The organism is Psychrobium sp. MM17-31 (assembly GCF_022347785.1).
In the GTDB taxonomy this organism is placed as follows: domain Bacteria; phylum Pseudomonadota; class Gammaproteobacteria; order Enterobacterales; family Psychrobiaceae; genus Psychrobium.
In genome coordinates this window covers 734,390-757,052 of record NZ_JAKRGA010000003.1, presented here as the reverse complement: position 1 = coordinate 757,052, position 22,663 = coordinate 734,390, and the positions used below count along the sequence as shown (strand labels likewise).

Annotated in this window: 21 protein-coding genes and 1 other RNA gene; 9 read left to right on the top strand and 13 right to left on the bottom strand. The window is 42.6% G+C overall.

Translation table 11 applies throughout. The features are described 5' to 3' along the window. Positions 1 to 7 precede the first annotated feature (7 nt). From MHM98_RS12205 to MHM98_RS12175, 6 genes are all read right to left on the bottom strand, one after another. Positions 8 to 1,525, bottom strand: coding sequence for an alanine/glycine:cation symporter family protein (locus MHM98_RS12205; RefSeq protein WP_239439601.1), 1,518 nt, complete (start codon positions 1,523 to 1,525; stop codon positions 8 to 10). 163 nt (positions 1,526 to 1,688) lie between these two features. Further along, on the bottom strand, positions 1,689 to 2,993 hold the full coding sequence (locus tag MHM98_RS18825; protein WP_275441548.1) for a PAS domain-containing methyl-accepting chemotaxis protein: 1,305 nt from the start codon (positions 2,991 to 2,993) through the stop codon (positions 1,689 to 1,691). A gap of 324 nt (positions 2,994 to 3,317) precedes the next feature. Beyond that, the gene (locus MHM98_RS12190; protein ID WP_239439600.1) at positions 3,318 to 3,500 is read right to left on the bottom strand and encodes a hypothetical protein; all 183 of its coding nucleotides are present in this window, start codon (positions 3,498 to 3,500) and stop codon (positions 3,318 to 3,320) included. A gap of 92 nt (positions 3,501 to 3,592) precedes the next feature. Then, complete coding sequence (locus MHM98_RS12185; protein WP_239439599.1) at positions 3,593 to 5,722, bottom strand: transporter substrate-binding domain-containing protein; 2,130 nt, start codon at positions 5,720 to 5,722, stop codon at positions 3,593 to 3,595. A 145-nt stretch (positions 5,723 to 5,867) separates the two neighbouring features. Continuing rightward, on the bottom strand, positions 5,868 to 6,431 hold the full coding sequence (locus MHM98_RS18820) for a prepilin-type N-terminal cleavage/methylation domain-containing protein (protein WP_275441547.1): 564 nt from the start codon (positions 6,429 to 6,431) through the stop codon (positions 5,868 to 5,870). A gap of 265 nt (positions 6,432 to 6,696) precedes the next feature. Beyond that, the gene (locus MHM98_RS12175; protein ID WP_239439717.1) at positions 6,697 to 7,401 is read right to left on the bottom strand and encodes an endonuclease; all 705 of its coding nucleotides are present in this window, start codon (positions 7,399 to 7,401) and stop codon (positions 6,697 to 6,699) included. A gap of 482 nt (positions 7,402 to 7,883) precedes the next feature. Between MHM98_RS12175 and MHM98_RS12170 the strand changes: the two genes are divergently transcribed. Beyond that, complete coding sequence (locus tag MHM98_RS12170; RefSeq protein WP_239439598.1) at positions 7,884 to 8,849, top strand: DUF2971 domain-containing protein; 966 nt, start codon at positions 7,884 to 7,886, stop codon at positions 8,847 to 8,849. Positions 8,850 to 9,224: 375 nt separating this feature from the next. After that, positions 9,225 to 9,701 (top strand): hypothetical protein, encoded by a 477-nt coding sequence (locus MHM98_RS12165; RefSeq protein ID WP_239439596.1) that lies wholly within the window; start codon positions 9,225 to 9,227, stop codon positions 9,699 to 9,701. Positions 9,702 to 9,855: 154 nt separating this feature from the next. On the opposite strand, the gene ssrA is transcribed toward MHM98_RS12165, so the two are convergent. Next, positions 9,856 to 10,210: a transfer-messenger RNA gene (gene ssrA, locus MHM98_RS12160) on the bottom strand. A 116-nt stretch (positions 10,211 to 10,326) separates the two neighbouring features. Next, positions 10,327 to 10,812 (bottom strand): SsrA-binding protein SmpB, encoded by a 486-nt coding sequence (smpB, locus tag MHM98_RS12155; RefSeq protein WP_239439594.1) that lies wholly within the window; start codon positions 10,810 to 10,812, stop codon positions 10,327 to 10,329. A gap of 216 nt (positions 10,813 to 11,028) precedes the next feature. Here smpB and MHM98_RS12150 point away from each other — a divergent pair, with 216 nt between their 5' ends. From MHM98_RS12150 to MHM98_RS18815, 3 genes are read left to right on the top strand one after another with little or no spacing between them, the layout of a single operon-like run. Next, on the top strand, positions 11,029 to 11,460 hold the full coding sequence (locus MHM98_RS12150) for an SRPBCC family protein (RefSeq protein WP_239439593.1): 432 nt from the start codon (positions 11,029 to 11,031) through the stop codon (positions 11,458 to 11,460). Continuing rightward, positions 11,453 to 11,797 carry an RnfH family protein gene (locus tag MHM98_RS12145; RefSeq protein WP_239439592.1) on the top strand — a complete coding sequence of 115 codons (345 nt, stop codon included), beginning with the start codon at positions 11,453 to 11,455 and terminating at the stop codon, positions 11,795 to 11,797. The genes MHM98_RS12150 and MHM98_RS12145 overlap by 8 nt, the downstream gene beginning before the upstream one ends. Positions 11,798 to 11,849: 52 nt before the next feature. Then, the gene (locus tag MHM98_RS18815; protein ID WP_275441545.1) at positions 11,850 to 12,368 is read left to right on the top strand and encodes a prepilin-type N-terminal cleavage/methylation domain-containing protein; all 519 of its coding nucleotides are present in this window, start codon (positions 11,850 to 11,852) and stop codon (positions 12,366 to 12,368) included. A 73-nt stretch (positions 12,369 to 12,441) separates the two neighbouring features. Here the strand turns inward: MHM98_RS18815 and bamE are convergent, their stop codons facing one another. From bamE to MHM98_RS12125, 3 genes are all read right to left on the bottom strand, one after another. After that, on the bottom strand, positions 12,442 to 12,810 hold the full coding sequence (gene bamE / locus MHM98_RS12135; protein WP_239439591.1) for an outer membrane protein assembly factor BamE: 369 nt from the start codon (positions 12,808 to 12,810) through the stop codon (positions 12,442 to 12,444). 82 nt (positions 12,811 to 12,892) lie between these two features. Beyond that, complete coding sequence (lpxH, locus tag MHM98_RS12130) at positions 12,893 to 13,639, bottom strand: UDP-2,3-diacylglucosamine diphosphatase (protein ID WP_239439590.1); 747 nt, start codon at positions 13,637 to 13,639, stop codon at positions 12,893 to 12,895. A gap of 85 nt (positions 13,640 to 13,724) precedes the next feature. Beyond that, a complete protein-coding gene (locus tag MHM98_RS12125) occupies positions 13,725 to 14,219 on the bottom strand; it encodes a peptidylprolyl isomerase (RefSeq protein ID WP_239439589.1) in 495 nt (164 codons plus the stop codon). A 212-nt stretch (positions 14,220 to 14,431) separates the two neighbouring features. Here MHM98_RS12125 and cysS point away from each other — a divergent pair, with 212 nt between their 5' ends. From cysS to MHM98_RS12110, 3 genes are all read left to right on the top strand, one after another. Then, positions 14,432 to 15,811 (top strand): cysteine--tRNA ligase, encoded by a 1,380-nt coding sequence (gene cysS, locus MHM98_RS12120; RefSeq protein ID WP_239439588.1) that lies wholly within the window; start codon positions 14,432 to 14,434, stop codon positions 15,809 to 15,811. Positions 15,812 to 16,023: 212 nt separating this feature from the next. Then, on the top strand, positions 16,024 to 16,734 hold the full coding sequence (locus tag MHM98_RS12115) for a DUF3581 family protein (RefSeq protein WP_239439587.1): 711 nt from the start codon (positions 16,024 to 16,026) through the stop codon (positions 16,732 to 16,734). Positions 16,735 to 17,301: 567 nt separating this feature from the next. Further along, complete coding sequence (locus MHM98_RS12110; RefSeq protein ID WP_239439586.1) at positions 17,302 to 17,601, top strand: hypothetical protein; 300 nt, start codon at positions 17,302 to 17,304, stop codon at positions 17,599 to 17,601. Here the strand turns inward: MHM98_RS12110 and nhaC are convergent. Together nhaC and MHM98_RS12100 are read right to left on the bottom strand one after the other, a co-directional pair. Next, complete coding sequence (gene nhaC / locus MHM98_RS12105) at positions 17,579 to 19,060, bottom strand: Na+/H+ antiporter NhaC (protein ID WP_239439584.1); 1,482 nt, start codon at positions 19,058 to 19,060, stop codon at positions 17,579 to 17,581. The genes MHM98_RS12110 and nhaC overlap by 23 nt on opposite strands. A gap of 3 nt (positions 19,061 to 19,063) precedes the next feature. After that, positions 19,064 to 21,445 carry an aminotransferase class III-fold pyridoxal phosphate-dependent enzyme gene (locus tag MHM98_RS12100; RefSeq protein WP_239439583.1) on the bottom strand — a complete coding sequence of 794 codons (2,382 nt, stop codon included), beginning with the start codon at positions 21,443 to 21,445 and terminating at the stop codon, positions 19,064 to 19,066. 129 nt (positions 21,446 to 21,574) lie between these two features. Between MHM98_RS12100 and MHM98_RS12095 the strand changes: the two genes are divergently transcribed. After that, complete coding sequence (locus MHM98_RS12095; RefSeq protein WP_239439582.1) at positions 21,575 to 22,645, top strand: saccharopine dehydrogenase; 1,071 nt, start codon at positions 21,575 to 21,577, stop codon at positions 22,643 to 22,645. The last annotated feature ends 18 nt before the right edge of the window (positions 22,646 to 22,663 follow it).

The window sequence follows — 22,663 nt, the reverse complement described above, 5'->3', positions numbered from 1 at the left end:
AATGGGCTTATTCTCCTGCAGGCGCTGTTGCCGTTGAATTATGCTGATACTTTGTCTGATAGCTCAATAAATCGCGCTTAACTAGAGGGGCCAATAGATATAACCCAAGAATATTGGCTATCGACATTGAGAAAAACATCGCATCTGAAATATCGATAACTGCCTTTAAACTTATTGATGCGCCGATAATCGTAAACAAGCAAAAAATAAACTTGTAGAGTAAATCCAAGGCCTTAGAATCGCCGACTAAGTAACCCCATGCGATAGAGCCGTAATAGGCCCACGAAATCATCGTTGAAATAGCAAAGAGTAAAACAGCAACGCTGAGTAAATAAGGGAACCACCAAATAACGCTTTCAAAAGCGCGGGAAGTAAGCACGACACCGTCTATGCCATCTGATGAGGTGTAAGCACCCGTAATAACAATCACTAGAGCGGTAATAGTACAAATAACCACGGTATCGATAAACGGCTCAAGCAGCGCAACATAACCCTCGCGAATTGGCTCTTTGGTAGATGCGGTGGCATGGGCGATAGCGGCAGCCCCCATACCCGCTTCGCTGGAAAATGCCGAGCGTTTAAAGCCTTGAATGATAACGCCTACAATGCCGCCCATAACTCCTTCTGGATTAAAGGCACCTTCGAAGATAAGGCCAAAGGCGCGGGGAATTTCCGTGATATTAACCGCCAATATAAATAGCGCCGCAAGCAAGTATATTCCTGCCATAACAGGCACGACGGTTGAGGTAAATTTAGCGATTTTCTTAATGCCGCCAATAATCACCACAGCAATTAACGCTGCGAGAATGGTGCCAAACAGCCAGCCTTTATCGCTCCATATTGAGCTATCACCACCCATAGCGACTAAAAATTGTTGATAGGCCTGATTCGACTGCAGCATATTACTGCCACACAACGAGGCAACGACACAACAGATAGCAAAAAATACGGCGAGTACTTTACCAAGTTTTGCAAAGCCGAGCTCAGCGAGGCCGTCGCGTAAATAATACATAGGGCCACCGCGCACCTTGCCTGTCTCGTCAATGTGACGGTATTTAACGCCTAAACTACACTCAATAAATTTAGTCGACATGCCGAGCAGGCCAGCAATTATCATCCAAAAGGTAGCACCTGGGCCACCGATGGAGATAGCGACTGCAACACCCGCGATATTACCAAGGCCGACAGTGCCAGAAAGTGCGGTGGATAATGCCTGAAAATGACTAACTTCACCGGGATCATTAGGATTTGAATAATCACCTTTAACGACTTTTACGGCATGTTTAAAGCCGCGAATGTTGAGAAAGCCAAAATACAAGGTAAAGGCGAGCGCCGCGACAATAAGCCACACAAGAATCAAAGGAATTTTGCTATCACCAATGGTGATGGCGTAGAAAATAATACTGGAAAAGGTGTCGGCGATTGGCGTGAGTAACTGATTAATCTGTTGGTCGATGCCTTGCGGTGACTGATTGATTTGCGTCAAGTCGATTGCTGATGTTGAAAATCCCACATTATTTGTCATCTGTTACTAAGCCCTTTTATTTTAACCATAACAGAAATATCGAAAATGTCGTTGAGTAAATAGTGGGAATTTGGTCTAAGAACTAGTGTGTCATTAGGCGGGATGAGAGCAAAAAGGCCCATACAGCTGATATGGGCAGTGAGAGCCATAAAACGTAGAGAGATTATTGCAAACGATCAACTGCGGCGATGACGCCACTCATTCCTTGATTGATCTTGCCAAAAATAGTGTTCACTTCTGACACGAAACCTTTGCCTTCTTGCGCTTTTTCTTGGGTTTCGACAATATTTCTAGATAGCACGGCAGACAAGGCCGCGTTATTTTTCACTACCTCAGATATTTCAGCTGTCGACGCACTAGTTCGCGCCGCAAGTTGTCTTACTTCATCGGCAACAACCGCAAATCCACGACCTTGTTCACCAGCACGAGCGGCTTCAATAGCGGCGTTTAGGGCAAGCAGATTGGTTTGATCGGCGATTGATGAAATCGTACTGACGATATTGCTAATCTTATCCGATTGCTCGTTAATCGCATTGATATCACTGGCCACCACTTCAACGTTTTTGGTGACATCGTCCATAATGCCGACACTTTGATCCAACACTTCGCGTCCCTCGGCAGAAACTTGCTCAGTGGCATCAACAGTCGAATGCACAGCACTAGAGGCATTTTTAATGTTAGTCACACGCTCGGTAACATCAGTGGCGAATTTAATGATACGAATGAGCTTGTCGTTAGCATCGCGAATTGGGTTATAACTGGCCTCTAACCACAATACGTTGCCATGGGAATCGCGACGCTCAAATAAACCTTGCACAAACTCACCGCGATTTAGCTTGTCCCAAAAATCGCTGTAGTCGCGACTATTAGTAATCTCATCAGGACAGAACATGCGGTGATGTTGTCCTTGAATATCACTTAAACTATAGCCTGTTGCGCCTAAGAAATTATCGTTAGCTTCGATAATGGTGCCGTTAAGCTCGAATGAAATAATGGCTGATGAGCGATCTAGCGCTGCTAAAATACCTTCTTGAATATTGGACTTTTCAACGAATTCAGTAATATCACTGGCTATTTTAACCACGGAGCGAATCGCTCCATCTTCGTCGCGAACCGCGTTATAACTGGCCTCTAACCAAATCGGTGTGCCTGATTTATCAAAACGCAAAAAGCGATCGGTTAACGACTTACCAGCAGCTAAATTCTGCCAAAAGGTTAAATATTCATTGGTTTGGGTGTAGGCATGATCACAGAAAATTCGATGGTGCTTACCTTTAATCTCAGCGAGCGAATAGCCAACAGCAGTGAGAAAGTTGTCATTAGCATCAACAATAGTGCCATCAGGCGTAAATTCAATAAACGCCACAGAGTTTTTTAAACTCTCTAAGATTTGATGTGATTTAGTCGCTTGAATTTGCTCAGCAGTCGGCTCAGCAGGCGCGGGCGCCTTGAATAAGGAAAATCCCATTCAACTATCTCCATGTTTCTACGTGTGCTTCATGCAATTGGGTTTATAAAATTAATCTAATTACGGTGCTCAAAATTGATTAATCTATTCGAGTTTAAGTTACTTTATTGGACTAATTCGTCAAGTAATTAATTCTCATATTAGGGAATAATATAGGCATATGTTGTTACTAAATATTAGCCAAACGTATAATTATTGTTCATTAAATCGAAAAGGAAAGAGGGGGGGGGTGCCAGTTAGTTTACTAAAATTCGATGTTGAGATGGACGAGGAATTTCATTAACGAATGACACAGACATTAAAGTGTTGGAATTTTAAACGCTTTTAGAACTTACGAGACTGCTCGTCATCGTGTTTTTTAACGAATGGGGCAAATACGACGATGGTTGAAATAACGCCAGCTGCTAAGTAGCCTAAACGGCCAAATGTAACGCCTTGAATGCCATAGGCGTTATAAAAACAAAATCCCGCCAAGCATGCAGCTAGAATGGCTACGATTATTTTCATTGTGTTTCCTTCAAATTATTACTACTATTTGTCGTTCATATTACTGAATTTAAGCTGATTAGCTACTTTTGTTTTCACTGCACAGTCGATTGTTATTGCACGATATCGACATAACTTAAATAGCGTTGTTGGATTTCTCTTACGTAATTGACAGGTTCGCTGCCGCGACAGTAGCCAAAGCGGGCTTTTTTATAGTATTTGGGTTGTTGTAGTAGCAACATCGCTTTTTCGACATTATTAAACCACACATCGCTGCGTAGGTTCATTTGTTTGGCGAGGAGCTGGGCGTCTTTTACGTGGCCAAAACCCGCATTATAAGCGGCGAGTGAAAAGTAGATTTGTTCTTGCAGCGCTAGATTTTTACTAAATCGTGCGCGAGTCCAATCAAGGTATTGCACACCTGCGCCTATCGATTGTTCGGGATTGGTTAGGTCATTGAATCCCATTTCTTTGCCGGTTCTCGGCATTATTTGCATTAAACCCTGCGCACCTGCGGCTGATTTTGCGTTGGGATTAAAGCGGCTTTCTTGATACATCTGTGCGACGATTAAACGCCAATCAAATTGATATTCTTGCGCTTTAGGCTGCACCAAAACATCGTAGGGTGACAGTGCTGAATCTGCTGAAATTCGTTTTGCTCTGTGCTGTTTCTGGTGCTTGGTATTTTTAAAGTATTTATTTTTAACGATATTAAAAAACAGCTGGCGATATTCTTTCTTCGCGTACTGATTTAAAGCCGAGAGCAACTGCTGATTGTCTTTACGCATCGCATAGCCATATTCGATGTCATTATTAAGTGTTAATGGCGTAACGATGTTTGATCGAAACTTTTGCTCAATAGCGACTAAGTCGCTGTCTGCAATGGTGAGGTCAATTTCTTGGTTCGCCACTTGTGCGATGAGTAGTTCCGTTGAGAGTGATTCGTCGGCGGCAACAATGATAGCGCCGTATTCTTTAGCTAATTGCTGTGCGGTTTGCCAAAAGGCGCTGGATTTTCTCACGGTTATACTGCGGCCGTTTAAATCCGCAAGCTGGGTGATTTTATCACTCTGCTCATGACTGACTAATAACTCAGATACCGTATGATATTTTCTACTCATAGTGAGTTGCTGCATGCGGCTGTCTGTTTTGGTGAGCGCCGAGGCAATAACATCACCTTTACCTTGATTAAGCAGATCCTCCATCTCTTGATACGAGTCGGCAACAACAACTTCTAAGCGAAGTTTATGGCGTTTGGCAAACTCATGCATCAATTCATATTCAAAGCCAACAAGCTCACCGCGCCACATAAAGTAGGTTTCGGGGCTGTTTTTAGTGATCATGCGCAGCGGTAAGTGTTTTTCTTTCATCGCTGTTAAGTCAAGAAAACGAGGTTGCGCTGTGCTACTGCTGATATGGTGGACTGCGATAAAGTTATTGAGCTTTTCTAAAAGCGAATTGTTTTCTAGCGCTACGGCCCATGCAAGTTTTCTGGTTTCAGGCAGCGTTATAAGGGATTTCAAGCCTTGTCGATAGTGCTTTAATGTATCGAACGCATTTTTGTCGAGCACGGTGAAAGTGAATTTATTTGCAAGCAAGTCATCAGCGAGTTGCTCTTGATTGATGTCGTCGGCAAACTCCGTGATTGTCCACTGTGGGTAAGCTTTTTGAATTGATTCAATATAGGCACTACTTTTTGGCACATGTACTTTAACGGTTTGCTCAGTGGTTGGGGAGGGCGTTGTCTCCGCAGCAATGAGCAATTCCTGATCTAACATGATGGGTTGGCTAAAACTCATAGACTTTAACCGATGCGGCGTAATACTTAGGTGGCGCGGAATGATGTCGGCTTTGTGTTGACTGAGTAACTCAAACATTTGCGCTAAGTTATCAACGTTTATCCACTGCACCTTTAATTGATGCTGTTTTGCAAAGTCATTAAATAAGTCGATGTGAACACGGCTAGTAACGCCAGCTCGCGGCAGGCTGGTGGGCTCTTCCCATTTTAGCTTTAGTGCTCGAATGACTTTGAGTTGCTTTATTTTATTCCAGTCTCTTTTTTCGTTAACTAGGGTTGGCTTGCGAGGCGCTTTCGGCTGACTTGGTTCAATCGGGGCTGGTTGAACAGTAGCGGTCGGTGCAGCTGGCGTGGCTTGTCTGGTGCTTTCAGATTGGCTAGGTGCTTCGCCACAGGCGCTGAGAAAAATTAACGTAAAGAAACAAGCAACCAATTGTTTTAACATGTAAATGAACCAAATTAGACAATAAAATAATCCCAATTTATTGGGCGTAATACGTTAATATTGATACATCGTAACGAGTAACAAGTTCTCAGTGGTTAACCCATTAAGTTGAAAGTAATAATATAAGTAATTCGCTAACTTATAGTTATCGTAGAGTAAAGCCATTAGGCCACTCTATTACCTCTCCAGTGGTGTATAAATATCTGAATTGACGAGCGTTATAGCCAACTTCTTTTGATTCAGTCACGAAAGTGTAATAGCAAATGCTAGAATTATTAGTGACTGCAATATCTACATCCTGACTGAGATTTTTTATTCCGTTGCCATCGTTAATAGGTACAGCTAATAATGCACTAGCATTCATAATACTATTGAAGATATCTACACAATCTTTTGGTGAGTCAACGTTTGCCCCATCATCAATACCAGCTGGTAACCCAAAGCTATTAAAGTCAAGATCACCATTTAAGTTAAGCGCATCTGTACCTTTAGGCGAACCACGCGTGATCCATAATAGATGTTGAGAATTCATTGCTGATTTGAACGCACCAAATGTCGATTTGAATACAGACAAGTGAGCTTGAGTAGAGAAGTTAACAAATTTTGGTAACGCAGTAACAGCAATAATTCCTAAAATAATAATAACAACGATGAGCTCAATTAGCGTAAAACCTTGCTGTTTGTTTGGTGTGTTTTTAAATTGATGCATTGATATTTACCAGATGTTTTTAGCTCTTGGTGTAAAGCTAAATATAACGAAACCATTGAGAAGTGATACTTAACTTTTGCTCAATATAACATTTAAATCTTAATGAGCGGAACCTCAATTTGGATGTTTATCCATAAAAAAGAAGAAGATATAGATACTCGAAATACTAAAGCGCATACTTTTAAAAGTATGCGACACCAGAGTCAAATGTAAAGAAGGCAAATTATGGGATAGTTAAGGACGTTCCAAATTATCATTAAAGTATTTAAGCCGCACAGCGCTGTTGCATGATGTCGTTTTCGTTGAGCTGGATCTTTTTGATGCGCTGATAACGTTGACATTCCCACGATGATGTCGGGAATTGTTTGTCCCACGCTTGCATCAATTGTCGCTGCGCACGGCTCATTTTGAAATGTTTGTAGGCGCTGTCCATGTAGAGGTAGGTGCGAGCTATTCGTCCACGCGCCTCTTTAGGTGGTTGCGCTTTTTTGTTTTCGATGCGCATATCACAAGCACCAAAGTCAGACTTTTCCTGCGGCTGCATTACAAAGTTAAAATTACTGCGATAGGCGTTTACAGCGCCAATAGCGGGGAATAGGTTATACATGTCAGCTTGCATCAGACGATATTCTTTACTGGCTTTATTGGCGCAGCGACGACCTTTGTATTTCTTGCCCTTACTGTTCACACATTGCGCATCACCTTCGCGCCAAGCAGCAAAAGCGCGGCCGAAGTTTTCTGCTGGCACCACGTGTTCCCATTCAATTCGCTTGGCGCGCTTTTTATACTTTGAGCTGGTGTAGCCTTTGTAATCGACTACCTGCTTTTTACCGTTAAAAGAAGCGCCACAATATAAGGTTGTGCGATGGTCGTTATAGACGTTAGCTAGGAGCTTCTTTTTGGCTTGGCTAAAAGATTCTATCTTTTGATTGTTGTGTGGTGTTGGGGTAAATCCATGCGCTGTTGATATCGCGAAGGTCGCAGTTGCTAGTAAAACTGCGTTCAAAACTTGTTGTGTTGTCACTGATTATCCTGTCAATTCATTTAGCTCAAAATAAAGCCCCGCCAATTAACATGGTAGGGCTTTGTAAGGTCTGTGATAACAAACCTGAATGTGGTGGATGCAGGGGAACAAGAATCACAACTTTACCTTCAATTATCTCAAAAAACCGAATTACTGAGATGTTTTGGCGCAAGTTTATTTGAGCGGAGTTTTGTCGTCAATATGTAGGCAGAACAACATATTACATTAAGGCTTTATTGATGCTAATTCTGGAATAGAGACGAGCTTCTTTTGCTCTATAAAATTGGATTTTAGATACGACAGCAGAGTTAGTCTCAATAATTCAAAGAGATAATTATGAGTGTCACAAATTATTGATCATTTCACTTGATTTGTATTTGGTTGTAGCGTATTTGTCTCAATACAAATATGTAGGGAAAGTAAAAACGATGGAAAATAATTTGTATCACTATACAAGTGGACATGGGTTGCTTGGAATAGTTGAACAGAGCAATCTATGGTCAACTCACTTTAGATTTATGAATGACACGAAAGAGATAAAGGAAGCTTATAACGTAACTGTTGATAATTATGAATTAATTACGCAGAAGACCATTATAAAAGTTAATGAAAAGCACAAGCGTTTCGAGGAAACGTCGAAGAGCTTGTTATCTGAATTAGAAAATATGCTTGAAAAATACGCTATGAATGCAGCTTTTTATATTACTTCTTTCACGACGGAGAGGGATAACCTGGCGCATTGGCTAACTTACGGAGGTGGGAATACATCTTACTGTTTGAATTTTGAAAGAGATAGTTTTACGGATAACAAACTAATTATAGCTAATACAACTTCAGAGCTTGTAGATGTGAAGTATTTTACGGATAAAGATGAGGTTATCGATGAATTAGTTAACGAACTAGCGTCAATTATTATTGAATGCTTCGATCGTTATATTGATGGGTGGAGTGATGAAAAATACTCTAGATTTTTTGGGGTAACTAGTTTTGAGTTATGCGAGGCAGCTTTGTTTTTTTTTGCTTCATACAAGAATGAAAAGTTTAAGGATGAAAAGGAAGTAAGGTTTATTACATCTTGTTTACAGGGGTTTACGATCAATGGCGATGAGTCGTTTGATTATTATGAGGCAAGGAACGAGTTTCATCCTAAATTAGATGAGAAAGCTGATTCTTTTATGGTGGAAAGCACTAGAGAAGATTGTTTTAGAATTAGTGCAATAGGAACGGTTGTCCCTTATATTAAATATCCAATTGAACTGAAAAACATTAAAGAGATAATTATTGGCCCTTGTGAGCATAAATCGGATTCTGCATTTGGAATGAAATCAATGACTACGAGAAAAAATTTGAGTGTAGAGATTACTAGCTCTCACTGTCCATTTAGAAATATTTAATTCATTATGGTGAGGTCAATTTGATTAATAAAATGGAGTCTTGATTCGTTATCGGCGGGGATATAATTCAAGTCCAAATTAATTGAATTTAGTCTCCTGATTGGTATTTGAATTGGAAGCTAGTGTGAAGACTATATTGATTACTGCGCTTGAAAGTAATCAATATAACGCTATTAAAAATTAAAGGAATAACATGAAATAATATCTTGTAGCATTGAGTGTAAATGAAATGGAAGTGGTTCTTAAGTCGAACGAAGAGTTAAGTGGGAATATTGTTCATATTAAATGTTGCCGTTCGGTAGGTGAATGCGAAAAAAAGGGACAGGCACAAATTTTCACCCAAGCTGTTTGATGCTAATCTAATACGGAAAAATTATGAAAAAATTGACATTAATACTGACAGGCTTTTTTAGTTTTATACTTTCTGGCTGTTCCTTATTGCCAATCAAAGCACAGATAAAAGAAGAACACTTCAGATTTGAGAATTTCAAAAGAGATAAAGGGCGGCAATTAGAGTATGTTCATCTAATGTGTTTTAAAAATAAGCCGATAACTTGGACTCAGCCAAAACAGTACATTGCAGGTGAGCATAAGCTATGGGTTAAAGCTAGAGTTTTCAGACGGGATATTCCCAACAGTAAAAGGGAGGCTTTTGCGCATTTCAAAGTGAATTTTGAGGCTGGTAAAAGTTATATGCTAAACAGAAAAATAGATGAAGATAATATCTCTATTTGGATTCAAGAAGTTGATACAGGAATTGGAGTATCAGATATCGTTGTAGTTGATTTAAAAACACCTTTGATTGAGGAATATAATTTGCGAAAACAGCAATGTGAATCAGGAACTATCTAAGAGTAGAAGATGAAATAAAGATTTGAAATGAAAATAGGCACCCATTACTCTGTAAGTATATTTCCACGAACAATCAAAATTCGAGAATTAAAAAAGGGGCTAATCAGAAAACTGATTAGCCCCTTTTTAAGGTCTGCGGTAACAGACCCGAATGTGGTGGAGGCGGCGGGAATTGAACCCGCGTCCGAAAAACCTACATCCTCGGTCCTACATGCTTAGTCATGTCTTTAGGTTAACCGCAATCACTCCGACAGACAGGATTGATATTGGCGAGCCTGATTAAATTTTAACGCTTCAACTACAGACGAAGTTTCCACGCGATCCTGTGTAGTGTGACTTTCCGAATCCCAGCGCACAAGCACACGTGGGTGGAAAGCTAGCGGCCTAAGCGGCTAGAGAGTACTGTTCGTCGTTTGCGAATAGATTTAAGTGCGGCTTTTTACGAGGCCAACCGCCCCTCGGCATGCACCTTGGGTTTCGAGAATCCCGTCGAATCCTGAATCGCCCCCAAAGCGATAATGGCTATTCTACGCGCGCTTGGCGCATTGAGCAACCAGTGACTTAATTACTTGATGGAATATCAAGCAATTAGTCGCAAGTAATTAATCGATAGTGCGCTAAGTTATTAGCGCAGTGAATCTTTCATGACACGTGATTTTTCACGTTCCCAGTCGCGCTGTTTGGTGTCGTCGCGCTTGTCGTGGGCTTGTTTACCTTTACCTAAACCGATTTCAACTTTTGCCCATGGGCCTTTCCAGTAGAGGCTGATGGCAACGATGGCGAAACCTTGGCGATCGACTAAACCTTTCAGCTTGTCGATTTCACGGCGATTAAGCAGCAGGCGACGCGGCCGCTCTGGATCGCAAAATACGTGTGTCGATGCGGTGTTGAGCGGTGTGATGTGACAACCAAGCAGTAAAATCTCGTTATTTTGCACAATACAGTAGGCTTCAGTCATGTTGACCTTGCCAGTGCGCATTGATTTTACTTCCCAGCCTTGTAGCTCAAGACCTGCTTCGGTTTTTTCTGAAATGGCGTATTCGAAATGCGCCTTTTTATTTTTGGCAATATTACCCGGACTGGTTTTCTTGTTGCCTTTGTTTTTTGCCATCTGATTTAACTCTTAACTGATGAGGTCGCGTGAAATGAAAACTAATGAATCAAGAAGTGTTGCGACGCTGAAATTGTGGCTAAGTTTACCAAGATCACAGCGGCAAGCAAGCGAAGACATTAGAAGTTGTTAGCTGTTAAGTATTTGTATCCGCTTAGGTATGAGTATTTAAGGGCGCTTGTGATATGATAGCGCCGATTTTGTAAAGGAAGAGTTATGCCTCAAGTAAACCGTAGTGCGCTGGTGATGTTTAGCGCGCAGCAAATGTATGATTTAGTTAATGATGTTGCGTCTTATCCGCAGTTTTTACCCGGTTGTGTTGGTGCGCGTGTTGTATCGTTTGATGGCAATGTGATGGTGGCGAGCGTTGATGTATCAAAGGCGGGGATTAAGAAAACCTTTACGACGCGCAATACACTGCTTGAGAATCAGCGCGTTGATATGCAGCTGGTGGACGGTCCGTTTAAGTTATTACAAGGTGGTTGGTCGTTTTTAGCACTGGATGACAATGCGTGTAAAGTCAGCTTAGATTTAGAATTTGAGTTTGATAATAAATTGGCTGAGTTGGCGTTTGGAAAGATTTTTAAAGAACTAGCAGGCAATATGGTTACGGCCTTTAGCGAACGAGCGAAACGTGTTTATGAGTGAGCAAATTAATGTATTGGTGGCTTTTGCCACGCCACAAAAACAAAAGATTATTGAATTGTCGGTTGATAGCGAATCGACGATTAGCGAGATTATTGCCAAGTCAGGCATCGATAAGTATTTTCTCGATTTTGATTTTACCAAACCAAAGGTTGGCGTGTTTAATCGCACGGCTAAGCTGACTGACACTTGTCGCGATGGCGATCGCATTGAGATTTATCGCCCGTTAATCGCCGACCCTAAAGCGGCTCGCTTGCGTCGTGCAGAGAAAGCTGTTGCAGAAGGGCGCGCAGATAAAGTGACAGGTGGTCGTGTCAATCAGGTAAGAAAAAAGGACTAATCAAGGTCTATACTTTATACATAGGTTTTACAGGGATTACGGTGAGTTAATTATGTTACAGCGCCAACGCGGTTTTACGTTAATTGAATTGATTGTCGTTATTATTATTTTAGGCATTTTAGCTGTTGTTGCAGCGCCTAAATTTGTTGATGTGCGGGATGAAGCACAACAAGCGACAATAAAAGGTGTGGGAGCTGCATTTAAAGCGGGTGTCGATCAAGTTCATTTAGCGTGGCAACTTCGAGGCAACGGGCAGGCAGTACAAGATTTTATTAAGGATGCCAACCAGATTGTTTCGTCGACGAATCCAAATCATAGGCACTTGTCGGTGAATAGTTTTGGCTATCCGGCTGATAGTCGAGGTACGAGCTTAACGATGAATAGCACAAATGACTGCATCGATGTTTGGAATTCAGTAATGGATACGCAGGGCGCTACTGTTAATAGCAATGACTCTGAGGATTATCGAGCAAGGTATAGTGCTAGCACCTGTACTTATGAATATGTTGCTGAACCGAGTTATACAATTTTTTATAATTCGAATACTGGCGAAGTCACCGTCAATTTATAAAAAGTTAGTTTCATTAAAAAGGCCGCGCTTATTATCTAAGCGCGGCCTTTTTGTGTTTGTAAGTTAAGACAGTTTATTCAGCGATTGGCGTGTTAAACGCGTCGTTTGGTGTGTAGTCACCTGTCATATCAACTAACTTATTATCTTTAAAGTTTAAGATTAGCTCGCGGTAGGTGATTGCTGCGTTACGACCTGATTTAAAGTGGTAAACGTAGCGCCATTTGTCGCCGCCGTAAACATCGTCAACCACTGGGCGACCGATGATGAAGGCTACTTGCTCTTTGGTCATTTGAACACGGAGTTTGTCGATGTCTTTTTGCTCTAAGAAGTTACCTTGAGGTTTGTCTTGTTTGTATACCAACCAATCGACAAAAGAACACGCTGGCAAGGTCAATGTTAGTGATGCGATTAGCAGCGCTTGTGATACAGATTTTAAACTCATGTTTCCTCAAATAAATAACGTCGTTAGTACTCAACTTGGAGGGCATAATAGCCAAGGGGTTCCCCAAAGTCCAAATTAAATTTTAATCTTCAACTTTGGGTGAAATAAATGCTTGGTTTTCGAGCGACATGCCATCTGGTGTTACAACAAGTGACGAGCCTTGTTCGTACCAGTCACCAAGCACGATGCGCTCGGCTGGCTTGCCGTTAAGCTCAAAATGATGACGATCAGGGCGGTGAGTGTGACCGTGAATGAGCAGTTGCACGCCGTTATCAGTCATGTCTTTTTCTACTTCACTTTGCGTCACATCCATAATCTCAAGCGTTAATTGCTTGTTAGATGATTTTGATTTGCTGCGAATATCGCCCGCAATCTTCTTTCGCATCGCAAAAGGCAGTGATAGCAGTAAGAACTTAACAATAGGGTTACGACTGCGCTTTCTAAACTTTTGATATGCAACATCGCGAGTACATAGGCTATCGCCGTGCATAATCAGCGTTGGTGTGCCGTATAAATCAATGACCTTGTGCTCTGGCAATAAAATCATGCCGCTTTGTTTGCAAAAACGTTTGCCAATAGTGAAGTCGCGGTTGCCGTGAATGTAGTAAATTGGCACGCCAGTATCGTTAAGCTCTTTAAGGCGCTCGCTCACGTGCTTGATCATCGGACACGGATTATCATCGCCAAACCACACTTCAAATAAGTCACCTAAGATATAAAGTGCATCACAACCAACGGCGTCGTTACGCAAGAAGTGACAAAAAAGATCGGTAATGTCTGTGCGATCGCGATGGAGGTGTAAATCAGCAATAAATAGCGTTTTGCTCATTGAACGGAAGAACCTTGCTTAGTAATTGTGAAAATTGGCAGTGCAAACAAAAAGGGCTAAGCGAAAGCTTAACCCTAATGACGAATTAGTCGATGAAAGATACTTTCTCGATAACTACTTCATCTAATGGAACGTCTTGGTGGTAACCACGGTTGCCAGTCTCAACTTTCTTGATCTTGTCAACAACGTCCATACCTTCAACAACTTTAGCGAATACACAGTAACCCCAACCTTGCACAGACTCGCTAGTGAAATCTAGGAAGTTGTTGTTGCTAACGTTGATGAAAAACTGTGAGCTTGCTGAATGAGGATCTTGAGTACGTGCCATTGCTAGCGTACCGATTTCATTTTTAAGACCGTTGTTTGCTTCGTTTTCAACACAAGTTACTGTGTCTTTTTCTAACATGCCGCTTTCCATGCCGCCGCCTTGAACCATGAAACCATCGATTACGCGGTGGAAGATAGTACCGTCGTAGAAACCTTCTTTAACGTATTTTTCGAAGTTTGATACAGTTTTTGGTGCTTGTTCTGCGAATGTTTCGATTTTGATATCACCGAAGTTAGTGGTCATTAAGATCATGAAATTAACCTGTATTAGTGTGTTTGAATTGGCGCGATTTTACCTTGTTTAGCACTAATGGCAAAGCAAAGGCTTAAAATTAGAACTAAATTGCGAGTTAGTGATGGTTTTTCGTTAATCTTTAAGCGCCAGTGCGCCAATGTATTGAGCTGTTTTGGCGCAACTGATAAACTCACCGTCTTTAATTGTTAGTCTCAAGGAATACACTCCCAATGTTATCTATTTACAACACGCTTACGCGCCAAAAAGAAGTCTTTAAACCGATTGTTCCCGGTAAAGTTGGCATGTATGTGTGTGGAGTGACCACTTATGACTACTGTCACATCGGTCACGGCCGTACTTACGTGTTTTTCGATACTATTGTGCGTTACCTGCGCTTTAGCGGTTACGAAGTAAAATACGTGCGTAACATTACCGATGTTGATGACAAAATCATTGCCCGTGCCAATGAAAACGGCGAATCGTTTATTGAACTCACTGAACGTTTTATCGAGATCATGCACGGTAACTTCAAGTCGCTAAACATGGTTGAACCCGATGTTGAGCCAAAAGTATCGACTCACATTCCTGAAATCATCGAAATCATCGAAAAGCTAATTGCCAAAGAGCACGCTTATGTGGCTGACAATGGCGACGTGCTGTTTTCTGTACCTAGCTTTGATGATTACGGCAAGTTAAGCGGTCAAGATTTAGATGCACTGCAACTTGGCGCCCGTGTCGACGTGGTTCAAGACAAACGTAATCCAATGGATTTCGTATTGTGGAAGAAGGCTAAACCAGAAGAGCCAAGCTGGGAATCACCATGGGGCGAAGGTCGTCCGGGCTGGCACATCGAGTGTTCGGCGATGAACGCGAAACACCTTGGTGAAACCTTCGATATTCACGGCGGCGGCAGTGATTTAACTTTCCCACATCACGAGAACGAAGTAGCGCAATCATGTTGTGCACACGGCACGAACTACGTGAATACGTGGATGCATTCTGGCATGGTACAGGTGAACAAAGAAAAAATGTCTAAGTCGTTAGGCAACTTTTTTACTATCGAAGACGTGCTAAAAGTATTTGACGCTGAAACTATTCGTTTCTTCTTGCTAAACGGTCACTACCGCAGTCAGCTGAACTACTCAGAAGATAACCTGCATCAAGGTCGCAGCGCGTTAGAGCGTTTATACACGGCACTGCGCGGTGTAACGCCAGCGGCGAATGTTGATATGGATAACGATTACGTTAACCGCTTCAAAGTAGCGATGGACGATGATTTCAACACGCCAGAAGCATTACCTGTGTTGTTTGAATTGGCGAAAGAAATCAATCGCGTTAAAGATACTGATAGCGATAAAGCAAGCGAGTTAGCGGCTATCTTAATTGAGCTTGGTAGCGTGTTAGGTGTGCTGCAATCAGATCCTGTTGCCTTCTTACAGGGCGGCGGCGAAGACGATGAAACAGCGATTATCGAAGCACTTATCACTAAGCGTAACGAAGCTCGTGCTAGCAAAGATTGGGCAGCTGCCGATGCGGCGCGTGATGAGCTAACAGCAATGGGTATTGTACTTGAAGACAGCGCTGGTGTTACCAGTTGGCGTCGTGTATAAAACACCCTAACTAATACGTTAAAATAGCGGCACTTTTCAAGGTGACACTGTTTGCATTTATCGATAATTACATCGATGAATGTACAGCTGCCTTGGCTTAGTGCCTCTTTTTTTGCCTTAAATTTATTCCCACTTATTGATTGGTATTAGATATTTAAGCGCGTAATGCGAGGCCTGACTTTTGTTTTAATTTATATGGCCAATTTATAGATATGAATATCAATCAGTATTTTAATCAAGGCGCAGGGGCGTCTTTTTCTTTTACGCGTGAACAAGCGAGCAGCTTCGCTAAAGATATCGCGGGTGACTTCAATCCACTGCATGATGTAGAAACTAAAAAATTCTGTGTTCCAGGTGACTTATTGTTCTCAATTGCGCTAGCCAAATTAGGCGTGAGCAAGAAAATGCAATTTACTTTTTCTGGCATGGTAAGCGATGGCATTGAACTTGATTTTTCATGTAACGAAGCAGCCAACATCAAAGTAATTGATGGCAGTGAGAAAGAGTATCTATCGATTAATCGCGACGGTGAAAAAAGCGATAACGCGGAGCTAGCGTCATTACTAGCTCAGCGTTACGTAGAATTCTCTGGTCATACTTTCCCACACGTTTTAGTACCGCTAATGGAAAAAGAAAACGCGATGATTAATCCAGCGCGCCCATTAGTGATTTACGAGAATATGTCGATTGATTTAGATCGCTTAGACATCGCTAACCCAACGCTTGAAGTAACGAACACCGAGTTACAAGTAAACGGCAAACGCGGCCGCGCTATCTTACAGTTTGTCTTTAAAGATGGCGATGAGGTTGTAGGCCGTGGCGAAAAACTAATGGCGTTAAGTGGTTTACGTGAATTTGATGCAGCGGTAATCAACGCTGTCGTTGAAGATTACAACGAGCGTAAGAAGGCTTATTTTGCATAGGCAAAATAAGCTTATTGAAAAGAAAATAACTTAGGTTAATTATTGTTAGTTAAATGAAAATTTGAATATTCGAGCACGGTTTGGTGTGCTTATAAGATGTAAATGCTTAATTGAAATTCGCGAAAGCACACCAGTTACTTTTCTTTGCGTCGCCAAAGAAAAGTAACCAAAAGAAAGGCGACCCGTGATTTAGCGTTGATTCTTAAATCATAAATTGCCTATTCAATATCGTATTTGATCCGCATCTCGGCAACTGCTCCTGCGTTGCTCTACCTCCTGCATCCATGCAGTCGCTTGCGGCAAATACTCAAAAGTTTGTCTGGAACAAACTTTAACAGCTTTAGCTGACCTCGAAGAGGTGAGTACAGGGAATGTACGAATCAAAATCATCCCTGATTTTTGCATTGGTCAATTTCTAATTTAAGACGCTAAATGGCGGGAATTGTCCGTGCCGTAAGCCTATCGAAACACTTTACAGATTAGAACTAAGCAGCTTCGGCTGCTTTTTTTATGGCTGCGTCAATGTTATTAGTAAGAGTCATAAGTCTATTTTCAAAGGAGAGAGCAATGAGTGATGACAATATTCCTACAAAACCAAGTGTGCTAGAGCCATCGTTAGATGGTGATGATTGGCTTAACAACATCATTGGTCATTCTATTGACAATCCGCTGATTGCTTATTCGATGGAGCATGAATATCAATACATTGATGACGTTTATCCCCATGATCGCATCGTGCAGCAGCGACTCATCGAACGCGATGGTAAATTCTTCGATGAGTTCGTGCTAGAAAATACCGATGGGCTGTCGGGTAAAGTCACTCAGCACTCGCTGTTTTTCGATATTAATGCGTTTTACCAGCCATAACTACATCCTGTGGGGCTAGCGGCATCATCTTAAATTGCTTTATGGCGTAAATTGCACTGACAATTGGGCAGATTAAATTGAAAAATGCATAGGGAAGATACGCAAAAGTTGCTACGCCTAATGCGCCAGCCATGTAAGCGCCACAGGTATTCCACGGCACTAGTGGGCTGGTGATAGTGGCAGAATCTTCAATGGCGCGGCTTAAATTCACTGTATCGAGTTGATACTTTTCATATTCCAATTTCAGCATCCGACCCGGCAGTACGATCGCAATGTATTGATCTGACGTGATGATGTTGGTGCCAATACAGGTCGCTAGTGTGGTTAACACTAAGCTGGTTGTGCCGTTAACTAGCGATAGAATTGATTGCAGTAAGCGTTTTAACATGCCGCCCACTTCCATAATGCCGCCAAATGCCATGGCACACATAATGAGCCAGATGGTGGTTAGAATGCTGCTCATGCCGCCGCGACTTAGCAGGGCGTCGAGATCTTTATCGCCAGTATTGGCAACATAGCCATCGAACATTGCAATCCATAAACCTTTAATTGCCGCAACAGCGGGTAAAAGTGTTGTATCACTCACGCCTTTGATAATGGCGTCATATTGGAAAACAAGGGCGCAAATAGCGCCTGCAATGGTGCCGAGAATAATGGTGGGGAAGGCGGGCATTTTGCGATAGGCCAGTACTAACACCACTAACAGCGGAAACAATAAATGTACGCCGACATCGTAGTTTTGCTCTAACAACTGCAAGGTAGTCTCAACCCCTAAACTACCGCCAGATATTTCAGCGTTGATGCCTATGACATAAAAAATAACCAGCGCAATCAAGATGCTTGGCGTGGTGGTCCACAGCATGTGCTTGATGTGTTTAAAAATATCGGTGCCTGCCACTGCTGGCGCGAGATTGGTGGTGTCAGATAGCGGCGACATTTTATCGCCAAAGTAAGCGCCACTAATAATGGCGCCAGCAGTAATTTCGACACTTAAATTAAGCACGCCTGCAATGCCAATGAGTGCGATGCCCAAGGTGCCTGCCACTGTCCATGAACTGCCGATACTCAAGGCGACAACTGCACAGAGTACACAGCTAGCGACATAGAAATATTGCGGGCTAAGGAGCTTCATGCCGTAGTAAATCATGCTGGGCACAGTGCCACTAAGTAACCACGTACCAATTAATGCGCCAACGGCAAATAAAATAAGGAATGCGCCCGATGCGCTGGCGATAGATTGGGTGATGCCTTGTTCTAAGGCTTGCCACTGATGACCGTTCTTCACGCTAATCGCGAGCGCAATACAGGCGGCGAGAATGAGGGCGATTTGATTGGCACCTGATGAGCTATCAGAGCCAAACAAATAGACGGAGGCGCTAAGCATTAGCACCAAGGAAATAACAGGGATGAGGGCGTCTAATAGGCTCGCATCTTTCGCTGGTGCTGTGCTTATCGTCATAAATTACTCCTGTGCACTTAAACTGCTAAGGGCGCAGTCTAATTGGCTAACGAAGTAATCTACATTGGCGCGATTAAACACAATCGGCGGCTTGATTTTCAGCACATTGTTATGCGGACCATCGAGGCTTAGTAAAATGTGCTGACGCTTTAATATTTCACATAGCGCTTTAGCTTGCTCTGTCGCTGGCGTTAATTGCTCATCGAGTACTAATTCAGCGCCAATAAATAACCCAAGGCCACGCACATCGCCGATTAATGGCTGAGTCGCAGCAAGCTCTCGTAGCTGCGCCATGAAATAATTACCTGTATCGAGAGCATTCTCTCGTAGGTTTTCTGACTTGATGGTGTCGAGTACCGCATGGCCAATGGCGCAAGACACTGGGTTACCACCAAAGGTATTAAAGTATTCCATGCCAGTAACAAAGGCATCGGCGATGGCTTTGGTGGTGACAACTGCTGCTAACGGGTGGCCGTTACCGATAGGTTTACCAAGGGTGACGATATCTGGCACCACATCTTGAGTTTCAAAAGCCCACCAGTGACTGCCAACGCGACCAAAACCTACTTGTACTTCATCGGCAATACAGATGCCGCCAGCGGCGCGCACTGCTTGATAAACAGTTTTTAAATAGCCATTTGGCATAATTAAGTTGCCGCCAACACCTTGCAGCGATTCACAAATAAAGCCGCCAAGCTGTTTACCGCTGTTGCTGAGGTGATTAATTTTATCGACCGCATATTGTGCATATTGACGGCCTGACGCTTCACTCATGCCTTTGATTTCACCGCGATAAGGATCTGGCATTGGCACTATGTGAATATTATCTGCCGCACCTTCACCGCCGGGACCGTTAAATTTATATGGGCTAATTTCAATCGCTTTGTTGGTATGGCCGTGATAAGCGCCATCCACCACTAACAATTCTTGTGAGCCAGTGGCGCATTGCATTAAACGCATCGCCAGTTCGTTGGCTTCGCTGCCTGAGTTTACAAACATCACCACCGATAGTTCATCGGGCATGGTCTCTAGAAGTGCTTGTGAGTAGTCCACTAGGTTTTGGTGCAAATAACGGGTATTGGTGTTGAGTGTCGCCATTTGCGTTTGGCCTGCGGCAACCACTTTCGGGTGACAATGGCCGACGTGACACACGTTGTTCACCATATCGAGATAGGCGATATCATTTTCATCGAGTAAATATTGGCCTTGGCCGCGCTCGATAATTAGCGGCTGCTGATATGAAATACTCAAGGTTTGAAAGAGGTTTTCTTTGCGCTTGGCGATAATGTCATCGTGACGATTAGAAGCAAATGGTGTGATATTACACAAACGCTGTAGCTCGAAACCGATGGTTTTAGCATCAAAACTTAGTAATTTTTCGATAGCGCGCCATGCTGGTTTTGCTGAAATCAGCAGGTAGTCGTTATCTGGCTCTTCTAAAATCGCTTTCGCGCTGTTACATACGCTGGTGGCGAGTCGCGCGCAAATAAGTGGAAACAGCACCCACAATTCCACTGGCAGCAATGGATTGTGCTCGTGATAACTTTGAGTAATGGTTTTTATGACGTTTAGCGGTTCTTCGGTGTCGAGCATCGCATAAGTAATGGCAATGGCGAGTTCGTTAACACGGTAGCTGTGTACCATATCGCCAAAATCAATTAAGCCGCTGATATTCGCTGATTCTTCAGCACTATCGAGCAGCAAATTATAATCGTTAATGTCGTTGTGGATAACTGCTTGCGGCAGTTTTTCGTCAAATGGCGTTAGCTGTTGCGCTAGCATGGCGCGAATAGTTTCAATCTGAGCACGCTGGGTATCGTCTTTAAGGTAATCAATTTTGCTATCGATAACGTGCGGCGCTTGTTTGAGATCCCAATCTAAGTAGCGATTGGCGCTTGGATGAGTAAAACCCGCCGTCTGTTTTGAAAGCTGAGCAGTCATCGCGCCGAGTTGCTGATATTGGCGCTCGCCAATCTTTGAGTGGTTGGCAAAAAATACTCCATCAACAAAACTCAGTAATCGCATAAAGCGAGGCTGGCCATTTTCATCGAATAGGGTGACGATGTCTTGCTGTTGACGAGTTTTAATCGGCAGCGGCGTTTCGAAACTGTCACAACTGCTTGTTGTTTCTTTATTCGGCGCTCTGTCAGATGGAGAATGCTGTAAATGATTCATTAATGCATTTTGCATCGCCAGCTCGGCCATTGGCTCATCGGCATTTGCAATCTTAAGAATAAATCGCATGCCATCGCTGCTGGTTAGGAGGAAATTAAAATCGATATAGCCGGGTAATTGTTTGGCTGTGACGTCTAATCCGTAGTGTTTTAAAACAAGTTCAACAATTTGCTGAGTAGAAATTGGATTAGTAATAATGTCTTGCGACATGAGACGACCTTATGATTGAAATTAATTTTGTATACTATATACAGTTGATTTTGCTTTGTATACTATACGGTTCTTGTTATTAATTTAGCCAATTTAGGCTAATCATATTCGCTTCTGACAGGACATTTTATGCAAACTCACATCTGGTTAAGGGCTGAAACTAAACCTATGGAAGAGCGCATTGCGCTAACACCCAATATTGCAAAAACCTTGATTGACGCAGGCTTTAAAGTCACAGTTGAAGAGTCTGAGCAAAGCGCTATTAGCGCGCAAAAGTTTAGCGAAGTAGGTTGTGATATCGCGCCTGCGCATCAATGGAAGTCGTTAGAAGATAACGACATCATTATCCTCGGCTTAAAAGAATTAGAAGAGTTATCCTCGCCGCTGTCACATCGCCATATTCATTTCGCTCATGTCTATAAAGAGCAAAGCGGTTGGCAAAACGTATTAAATCGTTTTGTTGAAGGCAAAGGGCAGTTGTTTGATTTAGAATACCTCGTCGATGAAAACGGTCGCCGTGTTGCTGCCTTTGGTTTCTGGGCAGGCTTTGCGGGTGCTGGTGTGGCTTTAAAAGCATACGCGGCGCAAGATGCTAACAATGTTGAAGCGTTAGGAACCCTTACGTCTTACACTAGCCAACAGGCAATGGTGGACGAAGTTAAAGCCGCGTTAGCGAGTAAAACAGCGCCGAAAATGTTGGTGATTGGCGCGAAAGGACGCAGCGGTAAAGGCGCTGTAGAGTTTGCCAAGCGCGTTGGTGTCGATGTAACAGAGTGGGATATCGAGGAAACGAAAGCTGGCGGCCCATTTGAAGATATTCTGTCGTTCGATGTTGTAGTGAATTGTATATTCGTACAAAGTGCACTGCCTCCGTTTGTAACGAGCGATATGTTAACGCAAGCAAATCGCCAGCTGTCGGTTATTTGCGATGTCAGTTGTGATCCTTACGGTGATTACAACCCACTGCCGATTTACGATCGCTGCACTACCTTCGATAAGCCATTGTTACGTTTAATTGATGGCGAAAGTCCATTAGATTTAGTCGCTATCGATCATTTACCGTCGCTGCTACCTGTGGAATCGAGTGAAGATTTCTGTGAACAATTACTACCTCATTTGTTGCAATTAAACGATATGAATCAAGGAGTATGGCAGCGCGCAAACAACGTATTTAACGAAAAGCTTAAGCAGCTAACATAAGCAAAAAGACAAATAAAA